Origin of the sequence: Bradyrhizobium sp. KBS0727, assembly GCF_005937885.2 — a bacterium.
GTDB lineage: Bacteria > Pseudomonadota > Alphaproteobacteria > Rhizobiales > Xanthobacteraceae > Bradyrhizobium.
This window is the reverse complement of the sequence record NZ_CP042176.1, coordinates 6,477,489-6,498,502: the sequence shown is the minus strand read 5'-3', so window position 1 is coordinate 6,498,502 and position 21,014 is coordinate 6,477,489. Positions and strand designations below refer to the sequence as shown.

Genomic DNA, 21,014 nt, shown 5'->3' with positions numbered 1-21,014 from the left:
CCCCTTCATGAGTATCGACGCCGGAGCGATCCGTCAGGAGAAAACCTTCAGCCTCGCTCAGGTGCCGGCCTGGCTCTGGCTCGGGATCGGCGCCTATGCGGTGCTGCTGGTCTGTGGCGACCGGCTCCTGAACGATTCCGATACCTACTGGCAGATCTTGGTCGGGCAATCGATCCTCGATCACGGTGCGCTTCCGCGTGCCGATATCTATTCCTTCACCAAAGCGGGTGAGCCGTGGACGTCGTCGTCCTGGCTGGCGCAGGTGCTGCTCGCGGGCAGCTACGGTCTGGCCGGCTGGACCGGGCCGGTGGCGCTTGCCGCGGCCAGCATTGCCGTCGCCTTTGCGTTCCTGGCCTGGATTCTCAGCCGCCGCATTCCCGCCACCTATGCGATCGTCGTGACGCTCGCGGCGCTCGTGCTGTCGACGCAGCATTTCCTGGCACGGCCGCATGTGCTGGTGCTGCCGGTCATGCTGGCCTGGGCGTATGGCCTGGTGTCGGCCAGCGAGCGCGGCGAAGCGCCGTCATTGTGGCTGCTGCCGCTGATCGCGCTGTGGGCCAATCTGCACGGCGGGTTCATCTTCGGGCTGGTGCTGGTCGGCGCCTTTGCGATCGATGCATTGTGGAATGCGGACGTCGCACGGCAAAAGCCTTTGCTGCTGCGCTGGGCGGTGTTCGGCGTCGGCGCGCTGGCGGCGTGCTGCGCCACGCCGTATGGATGGGGATCGATACTGGCCTCGCGCAAGATCCTCGATCTCGGCGAATTGCTGCATCTGATCTACGAATGGATGCCGGCTGATTTCAGCAGCCTCGGCGCGTTCGAGACGTCGATCCTGGTGCTGATCGCCGCCGCGCTGTACTGCGGCGTCAAGCTCTCGCCGCCGCGGATCGCGCTGGTGCTGGGCCTGCTGCACATGGCGCTCTCGCATGTCAGGAACCTCGAAATATTCGCGCTGCTGCTGCCGCTCGTCGCGCTGGCGCCGGTGGCCTCGCAGTTCGCGCTGCAGCCGACAAGGTTTGCGAGGATCACGGCACCGTTGGCATCCGCCACGGCGCTGGCCGTCATGCTCGGCGCTGCGACCTGGGCGCTCGCAGCCAAATCGGCGTTTTCACCGCCCGAGGTGCAGTCGCCCGCGGCCGCCGTGGAGGCGCTGCAGGCGCGCCATCCGAAGCGGGTCCTCAACGATCTTCCGTTCGGTGGCTACCTGATCTGGCGCAAGATGCCGGTGTTCATCGACGGGCGGGCCGAGTTGTACGGCGAGGCATTCGAAATGGCCTATTTCCGCGCGCTGCAGCTCAAGGACGTCAACCAGTTTCTCGAAATCCTCAAGACCTGGGATATCGATGCCGTGCTGCTGACGCCGTCGACGCCGGCAGTGGGTCTGCTCGATAACATCGGCGGCTGGCAGCGCGTCTATTCCGACCGGAACGCCGTGTTGCATGTTCGTACCGCCCCCTGAGCGGTGCCATGACCCACCGCAATCAATCCCTCGATTTGTTGCGCGGCGTGGCCATCCTGCTCGTGGTTCTCTCGCACTGCTCGGCCGCGGCGAGTGGCGCCGTTCCCGGCCTTTCGTGGTTCGCCGGTGAATACGGCGAACTCGGCGTCCAGCTTTTCTTCATCGTCAGCGGCTATACGATGATGCTGACCTTCGGCGGCAAGGTCGATTCCGCGGCGGTCCGCTCGTTCTACATCCGCCGTGCGTTCAGGATCGTTCCGCTGTTCTGGATCGCGATCGTCTTCTATCTCCTGATCACCAAGGGCCAGGGTTTCAAGGCCTGGGCGCCTGACGGCATAGCGGCCGGAGACGCCATATTGACGTTGCTTTTTCTGCATTGGGGCAGCGTCACGGCGTTCAACTCGGTGGTCCCGGGTGGCTGGAGCATTGCCGTGGAAATGCAGTTTTATCTGCTGTTTCCGCTTCTGATCTATCTGTTCCGGCGGCCGAACGGCCCGATGATGATTTACGCCGTCATCGCGCTGGTAAGCGTCGTCGGGCATTTTGCGGCGGATTGGTATCTGGTCCCGCGCCTCGCCGCGTCGCTGCCGCAAGGCCAGGCCTATCTTGCCGAGGGCTTCTACTATTGCTGGCTGCCGCGCCAGGCAATCTGCTTCGGCTTCGGCATTCTGCTGTACGACTTCATCGAACGGAAGAGCCAGCCGCTGTTCGGTGCGCTGCTGTTGGTCGGGGCTTCGCTGTTCGCCTCGGCATGGGGAGCGGAAGTCGCCATTCTGTTTGCGCTGGCCTGGGCGGTCCTGTCGTCGAATGCGACGATCTCCCTTGTCGGGCTGCTGGGACGTCACTCCTATGCCATTTATCTCGTGCACTTCGCGCTGGTGTCGGCGATCGCGGCGCTGTGGCCGATAGGGCTGGTCCCGCTGTTCGTGCTGGTCACCGGCGCTTCGCTGGCGCTGAGCTATTTCGTGATCGAGCCCCTGATCGAGCGTCGTTTCAACCGGATCGGTCATGCCCTTGCGGCGGCGGTCCGCGCGCCGAAGGCCATTGCAACGGCCAGCTGAAGTCCGCGCAGGTCATAGGGCGCAAGCTGGCAGGCTGGCGCCAATTCCGGTAAGACGCGGGACATGTCCAATCTGCCGATCGAAGTTGTCGACATGCTCGGCCAGACCCTGGCCAAGGTGCTGCCGGTCACGCTCGCGCTCGCGCTTCTGTTCTCGGTGCTGTCGCATTTCTGGGCCTGCAACCCCGGCAGGCCGTGGTGGCGCAAACGCGAACTCGTCACCGATCTCAGCTACTGGTTCCTGGTTCCGCTGTGCGCGCGCGTGTTCCGGGTCGGGCTCGCGGTACTCGGCGCCGCGCTGATTTTCCGGATCCATGACGCCGATGCGTTGATCGCGTTCTACGACAACGGCCATGGCCCGCTGGCGGCGTTGCCGCTTTGGCTGCAGGCGGTGCTTTCGCTGGTAGCGGCCGATTTCATGATGTACTGGCTGCACCGCATGTTCCATGGCGGCGGCTTCTGGAAATACCACGCCGTTCATCATTCGTCCGAGGACGTGGACTGGATTTCGGCGGCGCGCTTTCACCCCGTCAACCTGCTGCTGGGCACGATCGGCGTCGACGTCGTCTTGCTGCTGGCCGGCATTTCACCCGTCGCGATGGTGTGGCTCGGCCCGTTCAATATTTTCCATTCGGCCTTCGTCCACGCCAACCTGAACTGGACGCTCGGGCCGTTCAGATATGTGCTGGCGACGCCGGTGTTTCATCGCTGGCATCACACCGCGCGCGGGGAGGGCGGCGATACCAATTTTGCCGGCACCTTTCCGCTCTGGGATATCCTGTTCGGCACCTTCCGGATGCCGGCGGACCGGTTGCCGGGCGACTACGGCATCGAGGACCAGGCGTCGTTCCCGCGCGAGTTTACCGGGCAACTGGCCTATCCGTTCCGGAAATAGCGGGTCAGAGCGTTTTCGAGCGAAGTGGACACCGGTTCGCGTAAAGAAAACGCGTCGAAACAAACGCTGGTCCGGGAAACCGAGGGCATTTCGGATTTGTCAGCCCCCCTTTGCACTTCTTTCATGAATTGTCGTCAGATTCACCCCGTCGGGCGCCGGTTCCGCTGCGTATCGCTTTTGCCGGCTTGTAACGCCCCGGGGTACAGTATGTCTTTCAGGTTCCAGCGTATTCGCGCGCGCGCGCGTTTTGGATTGCGTTCCGTCGCGGTTGCAACACTGCTGTGGCCAGCGGTGTGTCTCGGCGCGCCCGATCCCGACAGAATTGCCGTCTTTGTCGACCAGGCAAAGCTCCTCAAGCTTCCTGCCAAGGTCGCGACCATCATCGTCGGAAACCCGCTGATCGCCGACGTCACCCTGCAGAGCGGCGGCATCGTCGTCGTGACCGGCAAGGGCTACGGCGCAACCAATTTCATCGCGATGGACCGCAGCGGCGACGTGCTGGTGGACCGCCAGATCCAGGTCGAGGGCCCGAGCGATCAGCTCGTCACCGTCTACCGCGGGGTCGAACGCGAATCCTATAGCTGCATGCCGATCTGCCAGCGGCGGATCACGCTCGGCGACGGCGAGGGCTACTTCAAAACGGCGATCGACCAGGCCGGCTCGCTTTCCAGCCAGGCCAGCGGTTCGGCGGCGGCCGGCGCCAAATCGTCCAACTGACCTTGCTTCCAAAGCGCTCTCGAGCGAAGTGGCCGCCGGTTCGCGTAAAGAAAACGCGTCAAAACGAAAGACGGCGGGCGCGGTGCGGAAGCCATCCGCGTCAGGCGTCTGGCGATCGTTCGGCATGGCTAAGACTTTCCTGACGAAGCAGAGCGTTCCGTCCGCACGGAACGATACACTTCAACAATCAGTTTCAGTTAATCCTCTGCGGAAGTTTCTCCCGTGTCTTGAGGTTTCCTCGATGTCCTCGCCCGCCGCTCCCGCCGGAAATATTCTGCGCCGGTTTCGCCGCAACCACCGCGGTTCGGTCGTGGTCGAGTTCGCGCTGGTCGCGCCGATATTCATCGCACTGCTGTTCGCGATCGTCGAACTGGCGCTGGTGTTCTTTGCCAGCCAGACGCTCGAAACTATCACCGGGGACAACGCGCGCACGGTCATGACCGGTCAGGTGCAGGACGCGGCGCTGACCCAGGCCCAGTTCAAGACCCAGGTTTGTAGCAAGGTCTCGACGCTGTTCGATTGCGCCAATGGTATCTACATCGATGTGCGAAGCTATCCGACTTTCAGCGCCGTGAACATCACTGACCCGATCGATGCCGGCAAGAACTTCGTCAACGATATGAAATGGTGCCCCGGCAAGGACGGCGATATCGTGGTGGTGCGGCTGTTCTATCAGTGGCCGCTGATCGTTACCGGGCTCGGCTTCAATATCGCGAATTTGAGCGGCAGCAAGCGGTTGTTGACCGCGACCGCCGCGTTCCAGAACGAGCCCTTTACTTCCTTTGGACCGACCTGCTCATGAGCGGACTCATGGGCGGATCAATGAAAACCAAACAGCTCTCGTCGATGTGGTCGCGCCTGCGCAACTCCGTTGCCGCCCTGCGCAGGGATTGCCGCGGCCTCGCCGCGACCGAATTCGCCATGGTCGTCCCGGTGATGCTGGTCCTGTTCTTCGGCACCGACGAGTTCGCCACCGGCGTCGCCGTCAACCGCAAGGTGACGCTGATGGCGCGGACGCTGTCCGACCTGACGTCGCAAAACATCTCGGTCGTCGATACCCAGTTGACGAACTTCTTCAACGCCAGCGCGGCGATCATGACGCCCTATTCGGCGACGCCGGTTAAATCCACCATCACCGAACTCTATGTCGATCCGTCGACGCTGGCGGCGCGGGTGCAATGGAGCAAGGGCAGCGTGCCGCGGACAGTGGGGACCACGGTTGTGATCCCGACCGCGCTTCAGGTCGGCGGCACCTATCTGATCTACAGCGAGGTCAGCTACGCTTTTGTCCCGACAGTCGGCTATGTCCTGAAGAACTCGATTACGCTGAGCGACTTCACCTTTACCCGCCCGCGTCAGTCGACCTGCGTGATCTATCCGACGCCCGCTACAGGTACCCCGCTTCCCCCCTGTCCGACGTCGTAACCGACGCCGCGCCGGTCAAATGGAAAGGCCGCGCCATGGGCGCGGCCTCCAATCTTAAGCGAAACGAAGAAAGGCCGCGCCATGGGCGCGGCCTTTGATCGTTTCGAGGCAATCCTTGGGGCCCACCGTGAAAAGCGCGCCCTGGCGGATCGCTTATCCGGCGGCGCGCAGATTGTCGGCCGAAGATTTGCCAGAGCGACGATCTGCCACGATTTCGTAGGAGATCTTCTGGCCTTCACGCAGCGTTCCAAGGCCGGCACGCTCGACAGCGCTGATGTGCACGAACACGTCATTGCCGCCGTCATCCGGCTGGATGAAGCCATAACCCTTGGTTGCGTTAAACCACTTCACGGTTCCCATGCTCACGGGGGTAGTCCCTTCTCAGATATACAAGTCGTAGCCCACCTCTCGATGGGCTGGTGAGATCGAATTTTTGGAAGGGTCGTCAGCGTCTAAACCGGCTGTACCGGTGGATAGCTAATGTCGTCCGGCCGAAAATCGATGGACAATATTATTCGATAGTAGGGTCCAAAACAATCCTGACGTGCACGATTTTTTGATTCGGCCGGCAGCCGACCGCGATCGCGCGCGACACGGGCGTGTCGGGCGCGATTTTACAGGGCCGTGGCAGGCGCGCTTAGCGGCGGCGGAACTGGCCGCCGCGCGGCGGTCCCCCGCGCGGGGCACCGGTGCTCGGACGCTCGTCCTTGTGACGGAAGATCAGGCGGCCCTTCTCCAGGTCATAAGGCGACATTTCGATCGTGACCCGATCGCCCGCCAGCGTCTTGATCCGGTTCTTCTTCATCTTGCCTGCGGTGTAGGCAACGATCTCATGCCCGGCGTCGAGCTGCACGCGGTAGCGCGCGTCGGGAAGGATCTCGGTGACCAGTCCTTCGAACTGGATCAGCTCTTCTTTAGCCATGGTTGTCTCCAGATCGATCGAGGCTTAGCGCTGCGGTCGGTGGGTACGATTGGGTTGGGTATTCGGACGGCTCTCGCGATGCAAGAAGGCGACGCCTTGAATGCCTTCGCTTTGACCGGCCTGGCTCTTGCCGCCCTGCTGTGCCGGGCGCGGCTGCTCGTGCCGGTTCGGCTGCGGCGCGGCATTACTACCACCGCCGCGGCGGGGACGGCGAGCGCCTTTTGAGCCCGGCGCCGCGTCATGTCCCCTGGATTCATGGCCTCTCGACTCATGTCCCCGGGATTCGTGTCCTCGGGAGTCGTGTCCCCGGGAGTCCTGGGTCCTGGCGCCGTGGGCGCGCGGTGCGGACCGTCCTCCGCCCCGGTGTTGAGCGGGACGTTGCGAGGGCGCCGGTGCGGCATCGCGGGTGCCCGGCGTGCGGCGGTCTTCCCGCGGCAGGGTGATCTTGATCAGCCGCTCGATGTCGCGCAGATAGCCCATTTCCTCGGCACCGGCGATCAGCGAGATCGCCACGCCCTCGGCGCCGGCGCGCGCGGTGCGGCCGATGCGGTGGACGTAGGTTTCCGGCACGTTGGGCAGGTCGAAATTCACCACATGGCTGATGCCGTCGACGTCGATGCCGCGGGCGGCGATGTCGGTGGCGACCAGGGTGCGGATCTCGCCGCTACGGAACGCCGCCAGCGCCCGCTCGCGGTTGTTCTGTGACTTGTTGCCGTGGATGGCGTCGGCCCGGATGCCGACCTTGGCGAGGCCCTTCACCACCTTATCGGCGCCGTGCTTGGTGCGGGTGAAGATCAGCGCGCGGTCGACCGGCTCCTGCTTCAGGAGCTGGGCCAGCAAGCCTGCCTTGGCGGCGAAATCCACCTGGATGATGCGCTGGGTGATGCGCTCGACGGTGGAGGCCACCGGCGTCACCGCCACGCGGGCGGGATCGCGCAGCATTGCCTCGGCGAGCTCGGCGATGTCCTTGGGCATGGTGGCCGAGAAGAACAGCGTCTGCCGCTTGATCGGCAGCTTGCCGACGATTTTGCGGATGTCGTTGATGAAGCCCATGTCGAGCATGCGGTCGGCTTCGTCGAGCACCAGAAACTCGACAGAACCGAGCTTCAGGCCGTTGCTCTGCACGAGGTCGAGCAGGCGGCCGGGGGTGGCGACCAGGACGTCGACGCCCTGCATCAGGGAGCGGACCTGGCGGCCCATCGGCACGCCGCCGATCGCCAGCGCCGAGGTCAGGCGGATGTGGCGGCCATAGGCGTTGAAGCTGTCGAGGATCTGGCTCGACAATTCGCGGGTCGGGCTCAGCACCAGCACGCGGCAGGTCTTGGGCTGCGGCTTGATGCGGTTTTCCAAGAGGCGGTGCAGGATCGGCAGCGCGAAGGCTGCGGTCTTGCCGGTGCCGGTCTGCGCGATGCCGACGACGTCACGGCCGGTAAGTGCGATCGGGATGGTCTGGGCCTGGATGGGGGTGGGCGTCTCGTAATTTTCTTCCTTGAGCGCACGCGAAATGGGATCGGCGAGGCCGAATTCCTGAAAGGAGGTCAAAAGCGGGGGTTCTTTCCATTAAAAAAGCAGCGCCCGGCGGTTTTTCGGCCAGGAGCGCGAGGGGTGTCTGAGACACCCGCGTGTTTGGGGCGTCGGTTTTGGTCGCTGAAGGGGCAAGCCAGAAACCGTCGGACGGGATCAGAACACGCGGCTCGCAAGGACCTGATGATTCTCTAGGTCACGTACCTCATATGGAACACGAACGCGGCGCTTTCAAGGTAAAACCTGCCAGATCGACCGACGCAGTTAAGAAATGGCCGGAAATTCACGGGTTCCATTCCCCCGAGGCCGTTGTCGCCGTGCTTCGGATGCGAAAATACCGTGCCGGATTTTTAATCAAATCGAATCTACTGCACAAAAAATAGATAGTTTGCCGCCAAAGCATACATTTTTTTGGACCAAATATTAGGCAGGCGTTTTCGTCGATTTTGCGTCCGAGGCCGATTTTTGAAGATAAATCACTGGCTTAACTGGTTTTACCTCCGTGGCATGGTTCTTGCGATTCCATTAACGCAGGCGGCCGTTGGGGCCGTTTCGCAGCGTTTCACGCCTGCGTCAGGGAGATGACATTTCATGCTTACACAACTTACGCACGATATAGCGACCATGAGCCGTCGCCGCTGGCTCGCGGCGACCGCCGGCCTGGTTTTGGGTCTGGCCGCATTCAGCAACGCGAAAGCCGCCGACGACACCATCAAGGTCGGCGTCCTGCACTCGCTCTCCGGCACCATGGCCATCAGCGAAACCACGCTGAAGGACACCATCCTCTTCCTGATCGACGAGCAGAACAAAAAGGGCGGCGTACTCGGCAAAAAGCTCGAGGCTGTCGTGGTCGATCCCGCTTCGAACTGGCCGCTGTTTGCCGAAAAGGCCCGCGAGCTGATTACCAAGGACAAGGTCGCCGTCGTGTTCGGCTGCTGGACCTCGGTGTCGCGCAAGTCCGTGCTCCCGGTGTTCAAGGAGCTGAACAGCATCCTGTTCTACCCCGTGCAGTACGAGGGTGAAGAGAGCGAGCGCAACGTGTTCTACACCGGTGCGGCGCCGAACCAGCAGGCGATCCCCGCGGTCGACTACCTGATGAAGGACGAAAAGGTGAAGCGCTGGGTGCTGGCCGGCACCGACTACGTCTATCCGCGCACCACCAACAAGATTCTCGAAGCCTACTTGAAGTCGAAGGGCGTCAAGCAGGAAGACATCATGATCAACTACACGCCGTTCGGCCACAGTGACTGGCAGACGATCGTGGCCGACATCAAGAAGTTCGGCTCGGCCGGCAAGAAGACCGCCGTGGTCTCCACCATCAACGGCGACGCCAACGTTCCCTTCTACAAGGAGCTCGGCAACCAGGGCATCAAGGCGACCGACATTCCGGTTGTCGCGTTCTCGGTCGGCGAAGAAGAACTCGCCGGCATCGACACCAAGCCGCTGCTCGGCCATCTCGCCGCCTGGAACTACTTCGAGTCGATCAAGACGCCCGAGAACGAGAAGTTCATCAAGGCGTGGCAGACCTACACCAAGAACCCGAAGCGCGTGACCAACGATCCGATGGAAGCGCACGTGATCGGTTTCGACATGTGGGTCAAGGCGGTCGAGAAGGTGAAGTCGACCGACGCCGACAAGGTGATCGACGCGCTGCCCGGCATCGAAGCCAAGAACCTGACCGGCGGCACCTCGAAGATGCTGCCGAACCATCACATCACCAAGCCGGTGTTCATTGGCGAGATCAAGGGCAACGGCCAGTTCGACGTGGTGTGGAAGACCCCGGGCCTGGTGGCCGGCGATGCATGGTCGAAGGAGCTCGACGGCTCCAAGGACCTGATCGGCGACTGGGTTGGCAAGAAGTGCGGCAACTACAACACCAAGACCAACAAGTGCGGCGGTCAGGGTTCCTGATCTGATCCCCTGAGCTGACGCAAGAAGACTTCCAAGAGCAAGAAGAACTTCAAGAGACTAAAAGACCGGAGAAGGCGGCATGCTGCCGCCTTCTCCCCAAACTGCTCCCGCCGGGGTGTTACAGTGCTTGCCAATTTCCTCGATCGATTTCGCGCGCTTTGCCTGTCGCTGGTTCTGGTCGCCGCTTTTGCCGTGCCGGCCTTTGTTGTCCCGGCTTTGGCCGGCCCGTTCGAGGACGCGGTCGCCAAATTCGCCAATGACGATTTTTCCGATACCGACGACGCCATCGGCGTGGTCGCCACCTCGGGCAATCCGCTGGCCTTTACCATCATCAGCGCATTGCAGGACGGCCGGCTTGCGGCCGATCCCGATACCAAAAAGGTTTTCGTGACCGGGACCGACGGCAAGGTCATCGATGCCGCTACCGGAGCTGCCGTCGACCAGCTGCCGGACAATGCGGCCGCCGTTCGCCTCAACAATCGCCTGCGCCGCACCGTGGAAGCCGCCCTTGGCGGCCTGACCCTGCTGTCACCCGATCCCGTCAAGCGGATCGCGGCCGCGCAGTCGGTGTTCAAGACCCACGACGAGGCCATGCTGCCGGTGATCGACGGCGCGCTGGCAAAGGAAACCAACAAGGCGGCGAAGGCGGCGTTTACCGAGGCCCGCGCCGCCATCCTGCTCTACAAGCCGGATGCGACCGAGACCGAAAAGCTCGAGGCCGTCGCCACCATCAAGGCCCGTGGCGACCAGGAAGCGATGGCGCTGTTGACCGGATTGGGCAGCGACGCGACGCCCAATGTCGTGCGCGCGGCGGCCAATGCGATCTCCGCGATCCAGAGCAATCTTGCGATGTGGTCGATGGTGCAGAACGCCTGGTACGGCCTGTCGCTGGGATCGGTGCTGCTGCTCGCCGCGATCGGCCTCGCCATCACTTTCGGCGTGATGGGCGTCATCAACATGGCGCATGGCGAGATGGTGATGATCGGCGCCTACACCACCTTCGTGGTGCAGGAAGTCATCCGCACCCGCTATCCCGGCCTGTTCGACTATTCGCTGCTGATCGCGGTGCCGCTGGCCTTCATCGTCGCCGGCGCGCTCGGCGTCGTGATCGAACGCAGCATCATCCGCTTCCTCTACGGCCGGCCGCTGGAGACGCTGCTGGCGACCTGGGGCCTGTCGCTGGTGCTGCAGCAGGCGGTGCGCACCGTGTTCGGCCCGACCAACCGCGAAGTCGGCAACCCCTCCTGGATGAGCGGCGCATTCGAACTCGGCCAGATCACCATCACCTACAACCGGCTCTGGATCCTCTGCTTTACGCTGGCCGTATTCGGCATCCTGCTGGCGATGCTGCGCTACACGGCCTTGGGTCTCGAGATGCGCGCCGTCACCCAGAACCGCCGCATGGCCGCGTCGATGGGCATCGCCACCTCGCGCGTCGATGCGCTGACCTTCGGCCTGGGCTCGGGCATTGCCGGGATCGCCGGCGTGGCGCTATCGCAGATCGACAATGTCAGTCCCAATCTCGGTCAGAGCTACATCATCGACAGCTTCATGGTGGTGGTGTTTGGCGGCGTCGGTAATCTCTGGGGCACGCTGGTCGGCGCCTTCACGCTCGGCATCGCCAACAAGTTCCTGGAGCCGGTCGCGGGCGCCGTGCTCGGCAAGATCGCGATCCTGGTGCTGATCATCCTGTTCATCCAGAAGCGACCGCGCGGGCTGTTCGCGCTCAAGGGCCGGGCGGTGGAAGCATGATGCCGCATGTCCTGACGCGCTCGCTGGATCGCAGCGCCACGGTCTTCCTGCTGGTGGTCGCCGGCCTCGGCGTGCTGATCCCGCTGTCCAACCTGCTGCTGCCAGCGGGCTCGTTTTTCCAGGTGCCGACCTATCTGGTCGCGCTGTTCGGCAAGTATGTCTGCTACGCCATCCTGGCGCTCTCGATCGACCTGATCTGGGGTTATTGCGGCATCCTCTCGCTCGGCCATGGCGCCTTCTTCGCACTCGGCGGCTATGCGATGGGCATGTACCTGATGCGCCAGATCGGTAGCCGCGGCGTCTACGGCAACCCGATCCTGCCCGACTTCATGGTGTTCCTGAACTATCCGAAGCTGCCCTGGTATTGGCACGGCTTCGACATGTTCTGGTTCGCGGCGCTGATGGTCCTTGTGGTGCCGGGACTGCTGGCGTTCTGCTTCGGCTGGCTGGCGTTCCGCTCCCGCGTCACCGGCGTCTATCTCTCGATCATCACCCAGGCGATGACCTACGCGCTGCTGCTGGCGTTCTTCCGCAACGATTTCGGCTTCGGCGGCAACAACGGCTTGACCGACTTCAAGGACATTCTCGGCTTCAACGTGCAGGCCGAAGGCACCCGCGCGGCGTTGTTCGTGCTGAGCTGCCTGGCGCTGATCATCAGCTTCCTGATCTGCCGCGCGGTGGTGACTTCGAAGCTCGGCAAGGTGCTGATCGCGATCCGCGATGCCGAATCGCGCACGCGGTTTCTCGGCTATCGCGTCGAATCCTACAAGCTGTTCGTATTTACGCTGTCGGCCTGCATGGCCGGCGTTGCCGGCGCGCTCTATGTGCCGCAGGTCGGCATCATCAATCCGGGCGAGTTCGCGCCGGGCAATTCGATCGAGGCGGTGATCTGGGTCGCGGTCGGCGGCCGCGGCACGCTGATCGGGGCGGCACTCGGCGCCGTCGTCGTCAACTATGCGAAAACCGTCTTCACGTCAGGCCCGCTGGCGCCGTACTGGCTGTTCATGCTGGGCGCGCTGTTCATCCTGGTGACGCTGCTGCTGCCGAAGGGGATCATCGGCACCTTCAACGCCTGGTGGGAACCGTACAAGGCCAAGCGTATGTCGGCGAATGCCGAGAGTGCTGCGCGCGAAGACGCCGTCAGCGAACCTAAACCGGTGGGGTGAGCGAATGAGTATCATGGAGGGTGGAAGGACGACTTCCGCGCTGCTCTATCTCAACGGCGTACATGTCTCGTTCGACGGCTTTCACGCCATCAACAACCTGTCGCTGACGCTCGAGCCCGGCGAGATGCGCGCCATCATCGGCCCGAACGGCGCCGGCAAGACCACGATGATGGACATCATCACCGGCAAGACCAAGCCGGACGAGGGCACGGTGCTGTTCGACGGCATCACCGACCTGACCCGGCTCGACGAGACCCGCATCGCCGAACTCGGCATCGGCCGCAAGTTCCAGAAGCCGACGGTGTTCGAGAGCCAGACCATCGAGGACAACCTGCTGCTCGCGCTCAACGTCAACCACAGCGTCAAGGGCACCCTGTTCTGGCGCGAGAGCAAGCCTGAGTCCGAGAGCATCGAGCGCGTGCTGGAAACCATTCGGCTGAAAGATTCGCGCGATCGCCTCGCCGGAAGCCTGTCGCACGGCCAGAAGCAGTGGCTCGAGATTGGCATGCTGCTGGCGCAGGATCCAAAACTCCTGCTGGTCGACGAACCTGTGGCCGGGATGACCGACGTCGAGACCCATCAGACCGCCGAACTGCTCAGGGAAATCAACAAGGAAAAGACCATCATGGTGGTCGAGCACGACATGACCTTCGTGCGCGAGCTCGGCGTCAAGGTGACGTGCCTGCATGAGGGCACGGTGTTGGCCGAAGGAACCATTGACCAGGTTTCCACGAATGAACGCGTGGTCGAAGTGTATTTGGGGCGCTGATCCATGCTGAAGGTCGACAACATCAATCTCTATTACGGCGCGGCGCAGGCGTTGCGCGGGGTCTCGATCGCGGCCGAGACCGGCAAGGTGGTGTGCGTGCTCGGTCGCAACGGCGTCGGCAAGACCTCGCTGCTGCGCGCGATGGTAGGCCAATATCCGGTTGCCAGTGGATCGATCACGCTCGATGGCAAGGACATCATGACGATGAAGCCCTACGAGCGCGCGCGGGCCGGCATCGGCTTCGTGCCGCAGGGCCGCGAGATATTTCCGCTGCTGACGGTGGAGGAAAATCTCAAGACCGGCTTCGGCCCGCTCAAGCGCGAGGACCGCAATATTCCCGACGACGTGTTCTCGCTGTTTCCGGTGCTGGATTCGATGTTGGGCCGGCGCGGCGGCGATCTGTCCGGCGGCCAGCAACAGCAGCTCGCGATCGGCCGCGCGCTGGTGATGCGGCCGAAATTGCTGCTGCTCGACGAGCCGACCGAAGGCATCCAGCCCTCGATCATCAAGGACATCGGCCGCGCCATCTCCTATCTGCGCAGCCTAGGCAACATGGCGATCGTGCTGGTCGAACAATACCTCGACTTTGCCTGCGAGCTCGGCGACAATTTCGCGGTCATGGACCGGGGCGCGGTGAAATATGCCTGCGATCGCTCGAACCTCGATCCCGCCGAAATCAGCCGCCAGATGGCGCTGTAACATAGCGTTTTCAAGCGAAGTGGTTTTCCGGTTCGCGTGAAGAAAACGCGTCAAATATAAAGCGCCGGAGCGGGTTCTAGTTTGTTTGGGGGATGGATGCGGACCGAGACCACGCACGCGGCGGCGGCGACATTCGCGGCCAACCGGGCCCAGGGCGCGGTGAAGTTCGGCGTGCACCTGCAGGACGGCGTTACCCGGCGCGGGATATTGCATGAATCGGGCTCGTTGCGCGTGCGCTTTCCCTCGCCCGAGGCGGAGGGGCTGTCGGGCGTGTTCGTCAACACGGCCGGTGGTATCGCCGGCGGCGACCGCTTCGATATCGAGATCACGGCGGGCGAGGGCGCGCGGCTGACGCTGACGACGGCGGCGGCCGAGAAGGTCTACCGCGCGTCCGGACCTGTCGCGGAGCTCAACATCGCGCTGAAGGCCGAAGCCGGCGCGCATCTCGCCTGGCTGCCGCAGGAAACCATTCTGTTCGACCGCGCGCGGATATCGCGGCGGATCGATCTTGATCTCGCGGAAAGCGCCTCGCTGTTGTTGTGCGAAATCGTGGTGTTCGGCCGCTCCGCGATGGGCGAGCGCGTGCTGCATGGCGAATTCGTCGACCGCTGGCGCCTGCGCCGTGGCGGCAAATTGGTGTTTGCCGAGACCATCCGGCTCGACGGCGAGATCGGCGAAAAGCTGGCGCGGCCGGCCGTCGCCAACGGCGGCGTCGCCATCGGTACCGCGCTGATCGTGCCGGGCGATGAGGCCGTGGTGGAGCGGATCCGCGAGGCCGCGGATCCGTTCGGCGGCGAGGTCGGAATCTCGGCCTGGAATGGATTTGCAATGGCGCGTTTCTGTGCCCAAGATGCGGCGCGGCTTCGCGCCGATATGATGGCCGTGCTCGGTCGCGCCAGCGGCGTTCCGCTGCCCCGGCTTTGGCTCAGTTAGACTCTCGCAACACTTAAGAGTGCTCGCATGAACCTGTCTCCCCGCGAAAAGGACAAGCTCTTGATCTCGATGGCGGCCATGGTGGCGCGCCGCAGGCTCGAGCGCGGCGTCAAGCTCAACCATCCCGAGGCGATCGCCATCATCTCCGACTTCATCGTCGAGGGCGCGCGCGACGGTCGCACCGTCGCCGAACTGATGCAGGCCGGCGCGCAAGTCATTACCCGCGCGCAGGTGATGGATGGCATTCCGGAAATGATCCACGACATCCAGGTGGAAGCGACGTTCCCGGACGGTACCAAGCTCGTCACCGTGCACGAGCCGATCAGGTGACGCGGTCATTCCGGGGCGGCCGGTACGGCCGAACCCGGAATCCAGAAGTGATTATCTCGAACTTTCGGATTCACGCTTCGCGTGCTCCGGAATGACGGAGAAGGAAAAAAGATGGTTCCCGGCGAACTCTTCATCAAGGACGGCGAGATCGAACTCAATGCCGGCCGCAAGACGGTGACGCTCACGGTGGCCAACACCGGCGACCGCCCGATCCAGGTCGGCTCGCACTATCATTTCTTCGAAACCAATCCGGCGCTGAAATTCGACCGCAAGAAAGCCCGCGGCATGCGGCTCGACATCGCCGCCGGCACCGCCGTGCGGTTCGAGCCCGGCCAGACCCGCGACGTGCAACTGGTCGCGCTCGCCGGCAAGCGCGTGATCTACGGTTTCCGCGGCGACGTGCAGGGAAAGCTTTGAGCCACAAGCTGTGAACCATTCGGCAATGATGAGGGCTGGAGCCTGATATGTCCGTGAAAATCAAACGTTCCGTCTATGCCGACATGTTCGGGCCCACCACCGGCGACAAGGTGCGGCTGGCCGATACCGATCTCATCATCGAGGTCGAGAAGGATTTCACCGTCTACGGCGAGGAGGTGAAATTCGGCGGCGGCAAGGTGATCCGCGACGGCATGGGACAGTCGCAGGTCACCAACCGGCAGGGTGCGGCCGACACCGTCATCACCAACGCGCTGATCGTCGATCACTGGGGCATCGTCAAGGCCGACGTTGCGATCAAGGAAGGCATGATCTCGGCCATTGGCAAGGCCGGCAATCCCGATATCCAGCCCGGCGTCACCATCGTGATCGGCCCCGGCACCGACGTCATCGCGGGCGAAGGCAAGATCCTCACTGCCGGTGGTTTCGACAGCCACATCCATTTCATTTGCCCGCAGCAGATCGAGCATTCGCTGATGAGTGGCGTCACCTCGATGCTGGGCGGCGGCACCGGTCCCTCGCACGGCACCTTCGCCACCACCTGCACGCCCGGTCCCTGGCACATGGGCCGGATGATCCAGTCGTTCGACGCCTTCCCGGTCAATCTCGGTATCTCCGGCAAGGGCAACGCCTCGCGGCCGGCGGCGCTGGTCGAGATGATCAAGGCCGGCGCCTGCGCGCTGAAACTGCACGAGGATTGGGGCACCACGCCCGCCGCGATCGACAACTGCCTGTCGGTGGCCGACGATTACGACGTCCAGGTGATGCTGCATTCCGACACGCTGAACGAGTCGGGATTTGTCGAAGATACGGTGAAGGCGTTCAAGGGCCGCACCATCCATGCCTTCCACACCGAAGGCGCCGGCGGCGGCCATGCGCCTGACATCATCAAGATCGCCGGGCTGAAGAACGTGCTGCCGTCCTCGACCAACCCGACCCGGCCGTTCACCCGCAACACCATCGACGAGCATCTGGACATGCTGATGGTCTGCCACCATCTCGATCCCTCGATTGCGGAAGATCTAGCGTTCGCCGAAAGCCGCATCCGCAAGGAGACCATCGCGGCGGAAGACATCCTGCACGACCTCGGCGCGCTCTCGATGATGTCGTCGGATTCGCAGGCGATGGGCCGGCTCGGCGAGGTCATCATCCGGACTTGGCAGACCGCCGACAAGATGAAAAAACAACGCGGCTCGCTGCCCGAGGACAAGGGCAAGGACAACGACAATTTTCGCGTCAAGCGCTACATCGCGAAATACACCATCAACCCGGCGATCGCGCACGGCGTTTCGAAACTGATCGGCTCAGTGGAGAAGGGCAAGCTCGCCGATCTCGTGCTGTGGTCGCCGGCGTTCTTCGGCGTCAAGCCGGACTGCATCATCAAGGGTGGCTCGATCGTGGCGGCGCCGATGGGCGATCCCAACGCGTCCATTCCGACGCCGCAGCCGGTGCATTACCGGCCGATGTTCGCCGCCTATGGCAAGGCGCTGACGGCGTCCTCGGTGGTGTTCACCTCGAAGGCGGCGATTACCGGCGGGCTGGCGCGGAAACTCGGCATCGAAAAGAAGCTCTATCCGGTGAAAAATACCCGCGGCGGCATCTCCAAAAAGAGCATGATCCACAACGGCGCCACGCCCAAAATCGAGGTCGATTCCGAGACCTATGAGGTGCGCGCCGACGGCGAACTCCTGACCTGCGCGCCGGCCGAGGTCCTGCCGATGGCGCAGCGCTATTTCATGTATTAAAGCGCGATCAGCAAAAGTGGAGCCCGGTTTTGCGTCCGATCGCGCTTCTGGGCTAAGGTCCCGCCCGGGCGATCAAAGCCAGAACAAAGTCCGGGAGGATTCCTACGTGATTTACGTCGTTGCCACATTGATGATCAAACCTGAAACCCACGCCGAATTCATCGCGGCGGCCACCGCCTGCATCAAGGAAACCCGCAAAGAGCCGGGCAATATCGCCTACGACCTGCATGAGAGCGTCACCGATCATTCCAAGATGGTGTTCGTCGAGCAGTGGGAAAATGCCGAAGCGCTGGTGCCGCACCGCGCGGCCGAGCACATGAAGACCTTCGGCCGCGTCGTCGTGAAATGTCTCAGCGCGCCGCCGAAGATCGAAGTCATCACGCCCGAAAAAGTCGACGTCCGCTAATCAAGAAACGATAAGGGAGAATTTCAATGATCTACGTCATCGCCACCACGCCGATGAAGCCGGAAAACAAGGATGACTTCATCAAGGGCCACAAGGCCTGTATCGCCGAGACGCACAAGGAGAAGGGCTGCATCTCCTATGAAGGCCATGTCAGCGTCAACAACCCCAATCTGTATGTGGTGGTGGAGCGCTGGGAGAGCCGCGACGACCTCAATGCGCATGGCAAGGCGCCCCACATGAAAGTGTGGCGGGAGTATTCGTCGCAGATGAAGACGGCGCCGACGGTGATCGAGATCATCAGCGACGGCAAGGTCGAGAAGTTCTGATGCACGCTCCGTCAGGTGGCCACATGGTTCGAGACGCGCGGCTTTGCCGCGCTCCTCACCATGAGGTTCTCAAACCTCATCCTGAGGAGCGGCCACTTGGCCGCGTCTCGAAGGATGAAGCCACCGAACCGGAAAGTCGCCGAGGTAGACTTATATGATCCGCGCCACCAAAGTCATGGGCCAGCATCGCTGGACACACGCCGCAGCCGATACCGTCGTGCTCGATTTCGACGACCGGCACCGCCGGCGAATGGCGATGACAGGTACGCGCGGCCTGGAATTCCTGCTCGACCTGGAAAACGCCGTCGCACTGCGCGGCGGCGACGCGCTGGTGCTGGAGGACGGCCGCCTGATCGAGGTGGTCGCCGCTCCCGAGCCGCTGGTCGAAATCCGTGGCGCCGACCCGCTCCATCTGGTGCGGGTCGCCTGGCATCTCGGCAACCGCCATCTGCCGACCCAGATCATGCCGAAGGGCCTGCGCATCCGCCGCGACCACGTCATCGAGGCGATGGTGACCAGGCTCGGCGCCCGCATCGTCGAGATCGAGGCGCCATTCGATCCCGAAGGCGGCGCCTATGCCGCCGCCCATGCGCATGCCGAGGACGCTCACGCGCACGGCCATGGCGGCCATGACCATTCGTCGCACGATCATGCCTCGCATGACCACAGTCATGACCACGATCACGGTCATCACAAGCATGATGACCACGATCACCACAGTGATCACGGTCACAGCAGTGACCACGGTCACAGCAGTGACGACCATCATCATGACGAGCATTGCGGCCACGATCATCACCACCACGATCACTCCCATGCTCATGACCACAAGTGAGCCGCCCCCCGCCGACGAACACGGCGGGATGACGGCAAGCGAAGCGGCGGCGCTGTACCGGCTGATGACCTGGCTGTCGCCGGCGTTTCCGGTCGGCGCCTTCTCCTATTCCAGCGGCATCGAATGGGCGGTCGAGGCCGGCGACATCACCGATGCCGCCTCGTTGCGCGACTGGCTGGCGGCGATGCTGGCGGAAGGCTCCGGATTTTGCGACGGCGTGTTCGTGGCGCAGGCGCATCGGGCGGTGTCGTTGCACGACGACGCGGCGTTGCGCGAGACCGCTGAGCTCGCCGCCGCCTTCGTCCCCTCGCGCGAGCGCCAACTCGAGACCACGACGCAGGGGCGCGCCTTCATCGAGATATCGCGGTCGGCCTGGAGCTGCGAGGGGCTCGATGACGTGATTGCCGCTTGCGACGGGCCGATCGTCTATCCCGTCGCGGTCGGCCTGGTCAGTGCCGCGCATGCCATTCCGTTGCCGCCGGCGATGCACGCGTTCCTGCATGCGCTGGTGTCGAACTGGATTTCCGCCGGTGCGCGGCTGATCCCGCTCGGCCAGACCGACAGCCAGCGCGTACTCGCCGCCCTTGAGCCGGTGGTGGTGGCGACCGCAAAGCGCGCGCTTGAATCCGGCCTCGACGATCTCGCCAGCACCACCTTCCGCGCCGATCTCGCCAGCCTGCGCCACGAGACCCAGTATACGAGGTTGTTCCGGTCATGACGGGGCGACGCACTCTCAGCCCGTCGTCCCCGCCTGGTGCGCAATTGCGCACGGAGCGGGCACCCGTAACCACCGGCTCTAGTCGCTACGGAAGACGTCTGCCATGTGGCCCCATAGATAGATCACGCGGTATGGGTCCCTGCGCCCGTGCGCAATTGCGCACTAGGCAGGGACGACGATAACTCGGAGAGCACCCCAGATGTCTAATTCTCATGGCCCGCTTCGGATCGGCATCGGCGGTCCCGTAGGCTCCGGCAAGACCGCGCTGATGGACCTGCTCTGCAAATCGATGCGCGAGCGCTACGACATCGCCGCGATCACGAACGACATCTACACCAAATGGGATGCGGAGTTTCTAGTGCGATCGGGCTCGCTGACGCCGGATCGTATCGCCGGCGTCGAGACCGGCGGCTGTCCGCACACCGCGATCCGCGAGGACGCTTCGATGAATCTGGCGGCGGTCGCCGACATGCGCGCGAAATTCCCCAACCTCGATCTGGTGCTGATCGAGTCCGGCGGCGACAATCTGGCCGCGACCTTTTCGCCCGAACTTGCCGACCTCACGATCTACGTCATCGACGTCGCGGCCGGCGACAAGATTCCCTCCAAGGGCGGTCCCGGCATTACCCGTTCCGACCTCTTGGTGATCAACAAGATCGATCTCGCGCCGCATGTCGGTGCGTCGCTGGAGAAGATGGACACCGATGCGAAACGGATGCGCGGCGAGCGGCCGTTCGTGATGACCAATCTGAAGAAGAGCGAGGGGCTCGATCGCATCATCAGCTTCATCGAGACCAAAGGCGGGCTCCGCCCGGCCACGAAGGCCAAGGTGGGTTAATGTGGGTTAAGGCGGGCCGAGGCCGGGCCGGGACTCACGGTCCAGCGACGCGCGTTAACCATTTGCGCGTGCGCCGCCGCCCTTTTTGAAAGATATCTCAAATTCGCAGGAACCAAATCGGCCTGTCGCGATTAGCAACCTCTGGCCCC

At 63.2% G+C, this 21,014-nt stretch carries 23 protein-coding genes; 20 read left to right on the top strand and 3 right to left on the bottom strand.

Annotated elements, in window-relative coordinates; translation table 11 throughout:
- Positions 1-7: 7 nt before the first annotated feature.
- The 6 genes from FFI89_RS30445 to FFI89_RS30420 all read left to right on the top strand — a co-directional run bounded on the left by FFI89_RS30445 (position 8) and on the right by FFI89_RS30420 (position 5,556).
- On the top strand, positions 8-1,459 hold the full coding sequence (locus FFI89_RS30445) for a hypothetical protein (RefSeq protein ID WP_138831177.1): 1,452 nt from the start codon (positions 8-10) through the stop codon (positions 1,457-1,459).
- Between the two features lie 8 nt (positions 1,460-1,467).
- Positions 1,468-2,520: an acyltransferase gene (locus FFI89_RS30440; RefSeq protein WP_138831176.1), complete on the top strand. Its 1,053-nt coding sequence runs from the start codon at positions 1,468-1,470 to the stop codon at positions 2,518-2,520.
- Between the two features lie 63 nt (positions 2,521-2,583).
- Positions 2,584-3,414, top strand: a complete 831-nt coding sequence (locus FFI89_RS30435) for a sterol desaturase family protein (protein ID WP_138831175.1) — start codon at positions 2,584-2,586, stop codon at positions 3,412-3,414.
- Positions 3,415-3,621: 207 nt separating this feature from the next.
- Positions 3,622-4,131: a pilus assembly protein N-terminal domain-containing protein gene (locus FFI89_RS30430; RefSeq protein ID WP_138831174.1), complete on the top strand. Its 510-nt coding sequence runs from the start codon at positions 3,622-3,624 to the stop codon at positions 4,129-4,131.
- A gap of 241 nt (positions 4,132-4,372) precedes the next feature.
- The gene (locus FFI89_RS30425; RefSeq protein ID WP_138831173.1) at positions 4,373-4,933 is read left to right on the top strand and encodes a TadE/TadG family type IV pilus assembly protein; all 561 of its coding nucleotides are present in this window, start codon (positions 4,373-4,375) and stop codon (positions 4,931-4,933) included.
- Between the two features lie 20 nt (positions 4,934-4,953).
- A complete protein-coding gene (locus tag FFI89_RS30420) occupies positions 4,954-5,556 on the top strand; it encodes a TadE/TadG family type IV pilus assembly protein (protein ID WP_138831172.1) in 603 nt (200 codons plus the stop codon).
- Positions 5,557-5,709: 153 nt separating this feature from the next.
- Here the strand turns inward: FFI89_RS30420 and FFI89_RS30415 are convergent, their stop codons facing one another.
- The 3 genes from FFI89_RS30415 to FFI89_RS30405 form a co-directional block, all read right to left on the bottom strand.
- Positions 5,710-5,922: a cold-shock protein gene (locus FFI89_RS30415; RefSeq protein WP_002714433.1), complete on the bottom strand. Its 213-nt coding sequence runs from the start codon at positions 5,920-5,922 to the stop codon at positions 5,710-5,712.
- 271 nt (positions 5,923-6,193) lie between these two features.
- Positions 6,194-6,478, bottom strand: coding sequence for a translation initiation factor IF-1 (infA, locus tag FFI89_RS30410; RefSeq protein ID WP_074819689.1), 285 nt, complete (start codon positions 6,476-6,478; stop codon positions 6,194-6,196).
- Between the two features lie 24 nt (positions 6,479-6,502).
- Positions 6,503-8,020: a DEAD/DEAH box helicase gene (locus FFI89_RS30405; protein ID WP_138831171.1), complete on the bottom strand. Its 1,518-nt coding sequence runs from the start codon at positions 8,018-8,020 to the stop codon at positions 6,503-6,505.
- A 573-nt stretch (positions 8,021-8,593) separates the two neighbouring features.
- On the opposite strand from FFI89_RS30405, the gene urtA reads away from it, so the two are divergent.
- The 14 genes from urtA to ureG all read left to right on the top strand — a co-directional run bounded on the left by urtA (position 8,594) and on the right by ureG (position 20,865).
- On the top strand, positions 8,594-9,913 hold the full coding sequence (gene urtA / locus FFI89_RS30400; RefSeq protein ID WP_138846650.1) for an urea ABC transporter substrate-binding protein: 1,320 nt from the start codon (positions 8,594-8,596) through the stop codon (positions 9,911-9,913).
- Positions 9,914-10,036: 123 nt separating this feature from the next.
- The gene (gene urtB / locus FFI89_RS30395) at positions 10,037-11,665 is read left to right on the top strand and encodes an urea ABC transporter permease subunit UrtB (RefSeq protein ID WP_210249043.1); all 1,629 of its coding nucleotides are present in this window, start codon (positions 10,037-10,039) and stop codon (positions 11,663-11,665) included.
- The gene (urtC, locus tag FFI89_RS30390; protein WP_138831169.1) at positions 11,662-12,831 is read left to right on the top strand and encodes an urea ABC transporter permease subunit UrtC; all 1,170 of its coding nucleotides are present in this window, start codon (positions 11,662-11,664) and stop codon (positions 12,829-12,831) included. The genes urtB and urtC overlap by 4 nt, the downstream gene beginning before the upstream one ends.
- A 4-nt stretch (positions 12,832-12,835) precedes the next feature.
- Entirely contained in the window at positions 12,836-13,600 is a 765-nt protein-coding gene (gene urtD / locus FFI89_RS30385; protein WP_138831168.1) for an urea ABC transporter ATP-binding protein UrtD, read from the top strand.
- A gap of 3 nt (positions 13,601-13,603) precedes the next feature.
- Complete coding sequence (gene urtE / locus FFI89_RS30380; protein WP_138831167.1) at positions 13,604-14,299, top strand: urea ABC transporter ATP-binding subunit UrtE; 696 nt, start codon at positions 13,604-13,606, stop codon at positions 14,297-14,299.
- A gap of 96 nt (positions 14,300-14,395) precedes the next feature.
- On the top strand, positions 14,396-15,232 hold the full coding sequence (locus FFI89_RS30375) for an urease accessory protein UreD (protein WP_138831166.1): 837 nt from the start codon (positions 14,396-14,398) through the stop codon (positions 15,230-15,232).
- A gap of 27 nt (positions 15,233-15,259) precedes the next feature.
- Positions 15,260-15,562, top strand: a complete 303-nt coding sequence (locus FFI89_RS30370) for an urease subunit gamma (protein WP_138831165.1) — start codon at positions 15,260-15,262, stop codon at positions 15,560-15,562.
- Between the two features lie 111 nt (positions 15,563-15,673).
- Positions 15,674-15,979, top strand: a complete 306-nt coding sequence (locus tag FFI89_RS30365; RefSeq protein WP_138831164.1) for an urease subunit beta — start codon at positions 15,674-15,676, stop codon at positions 15,977-15,979.
- A gap of 47 nt (positions 15,980-16,026) precedes the next feature.
- Positions 16,027-17,742 carry an urease subunit alpha gene (ureC, locus tag FFI89_RS30360; RefSeq protein ID WP_138831163.1) on the top strand — a complete coding sequence of 572 codons (1,716 nt, stop codon included), beginning with the start codon at positions 16,027-16,029 and terminating at the stop codon, positions 17,740-17,742.
- Between the two features lie 106 nt (positions 17,743-17,848).
- A complete protein-coding gene (locus FFI89_RS30355; protein ID WP_138831162.1) occupies positions 17,849-18,148 on the top strand; it encodes a putative quinol monooxygenase in 300 nt (99 codons plus the stop codon).
- A 26-nt stretch (positions 18,149-18,174) separates the two neighbouring features.
- Positions 18,175-18,474 carry a putative quinol monooxygenase gene (locus tag FFI89_RS30350; protein WP_027538299.1) on the top strand — a complete coding sequence of 100 codons (300 nt, stop codon included), beginning with the start codon at positions 18,175-18,177 and terminating at the stop codon, positions 18,472-18,474.
- Positions 18,475-18,628: 154 nt separating this feature from the next.
- On the top strand, positions 18,629-19,309 hold the full coding sequence (locus FFI89_RS30345; protein WP_138831161.1) for an urease accessory protein UreE: 681 nt from the start codon (positions 18,629-18,631) through the stop codon (positions 19,307-19,309).
- Positions 19,290-20,027 (top strand): urease accessory protein UreF, encoded by a 738-nt coding sequence (locus tag FFI89_RS30340; protein WP_210249171.1) that lies wholly within the window; start codon positions 19,290-19,292, stop codon positions 20,025-20,027. The genes FFI89_RS30345 and FFI89_RS30340 overlap by 20 nt, the downstream gene beginning before the upstream one ends.
- A 199-nt stretch (positions 20,028-20,226) precedes the next feature.
- Complete coding sequence (ureG, locus tag FFI89_RS30335) at positions 20,227-20,865, top strand: urease accessory protein UreG (protein ID WP_138831160.1); 639 nt, start codon at positions 20,227-20,229, stop codon at positions 20,863-20,865.
- Positions 20,866-21,014 lie beyond the last annotated feature (149 nt).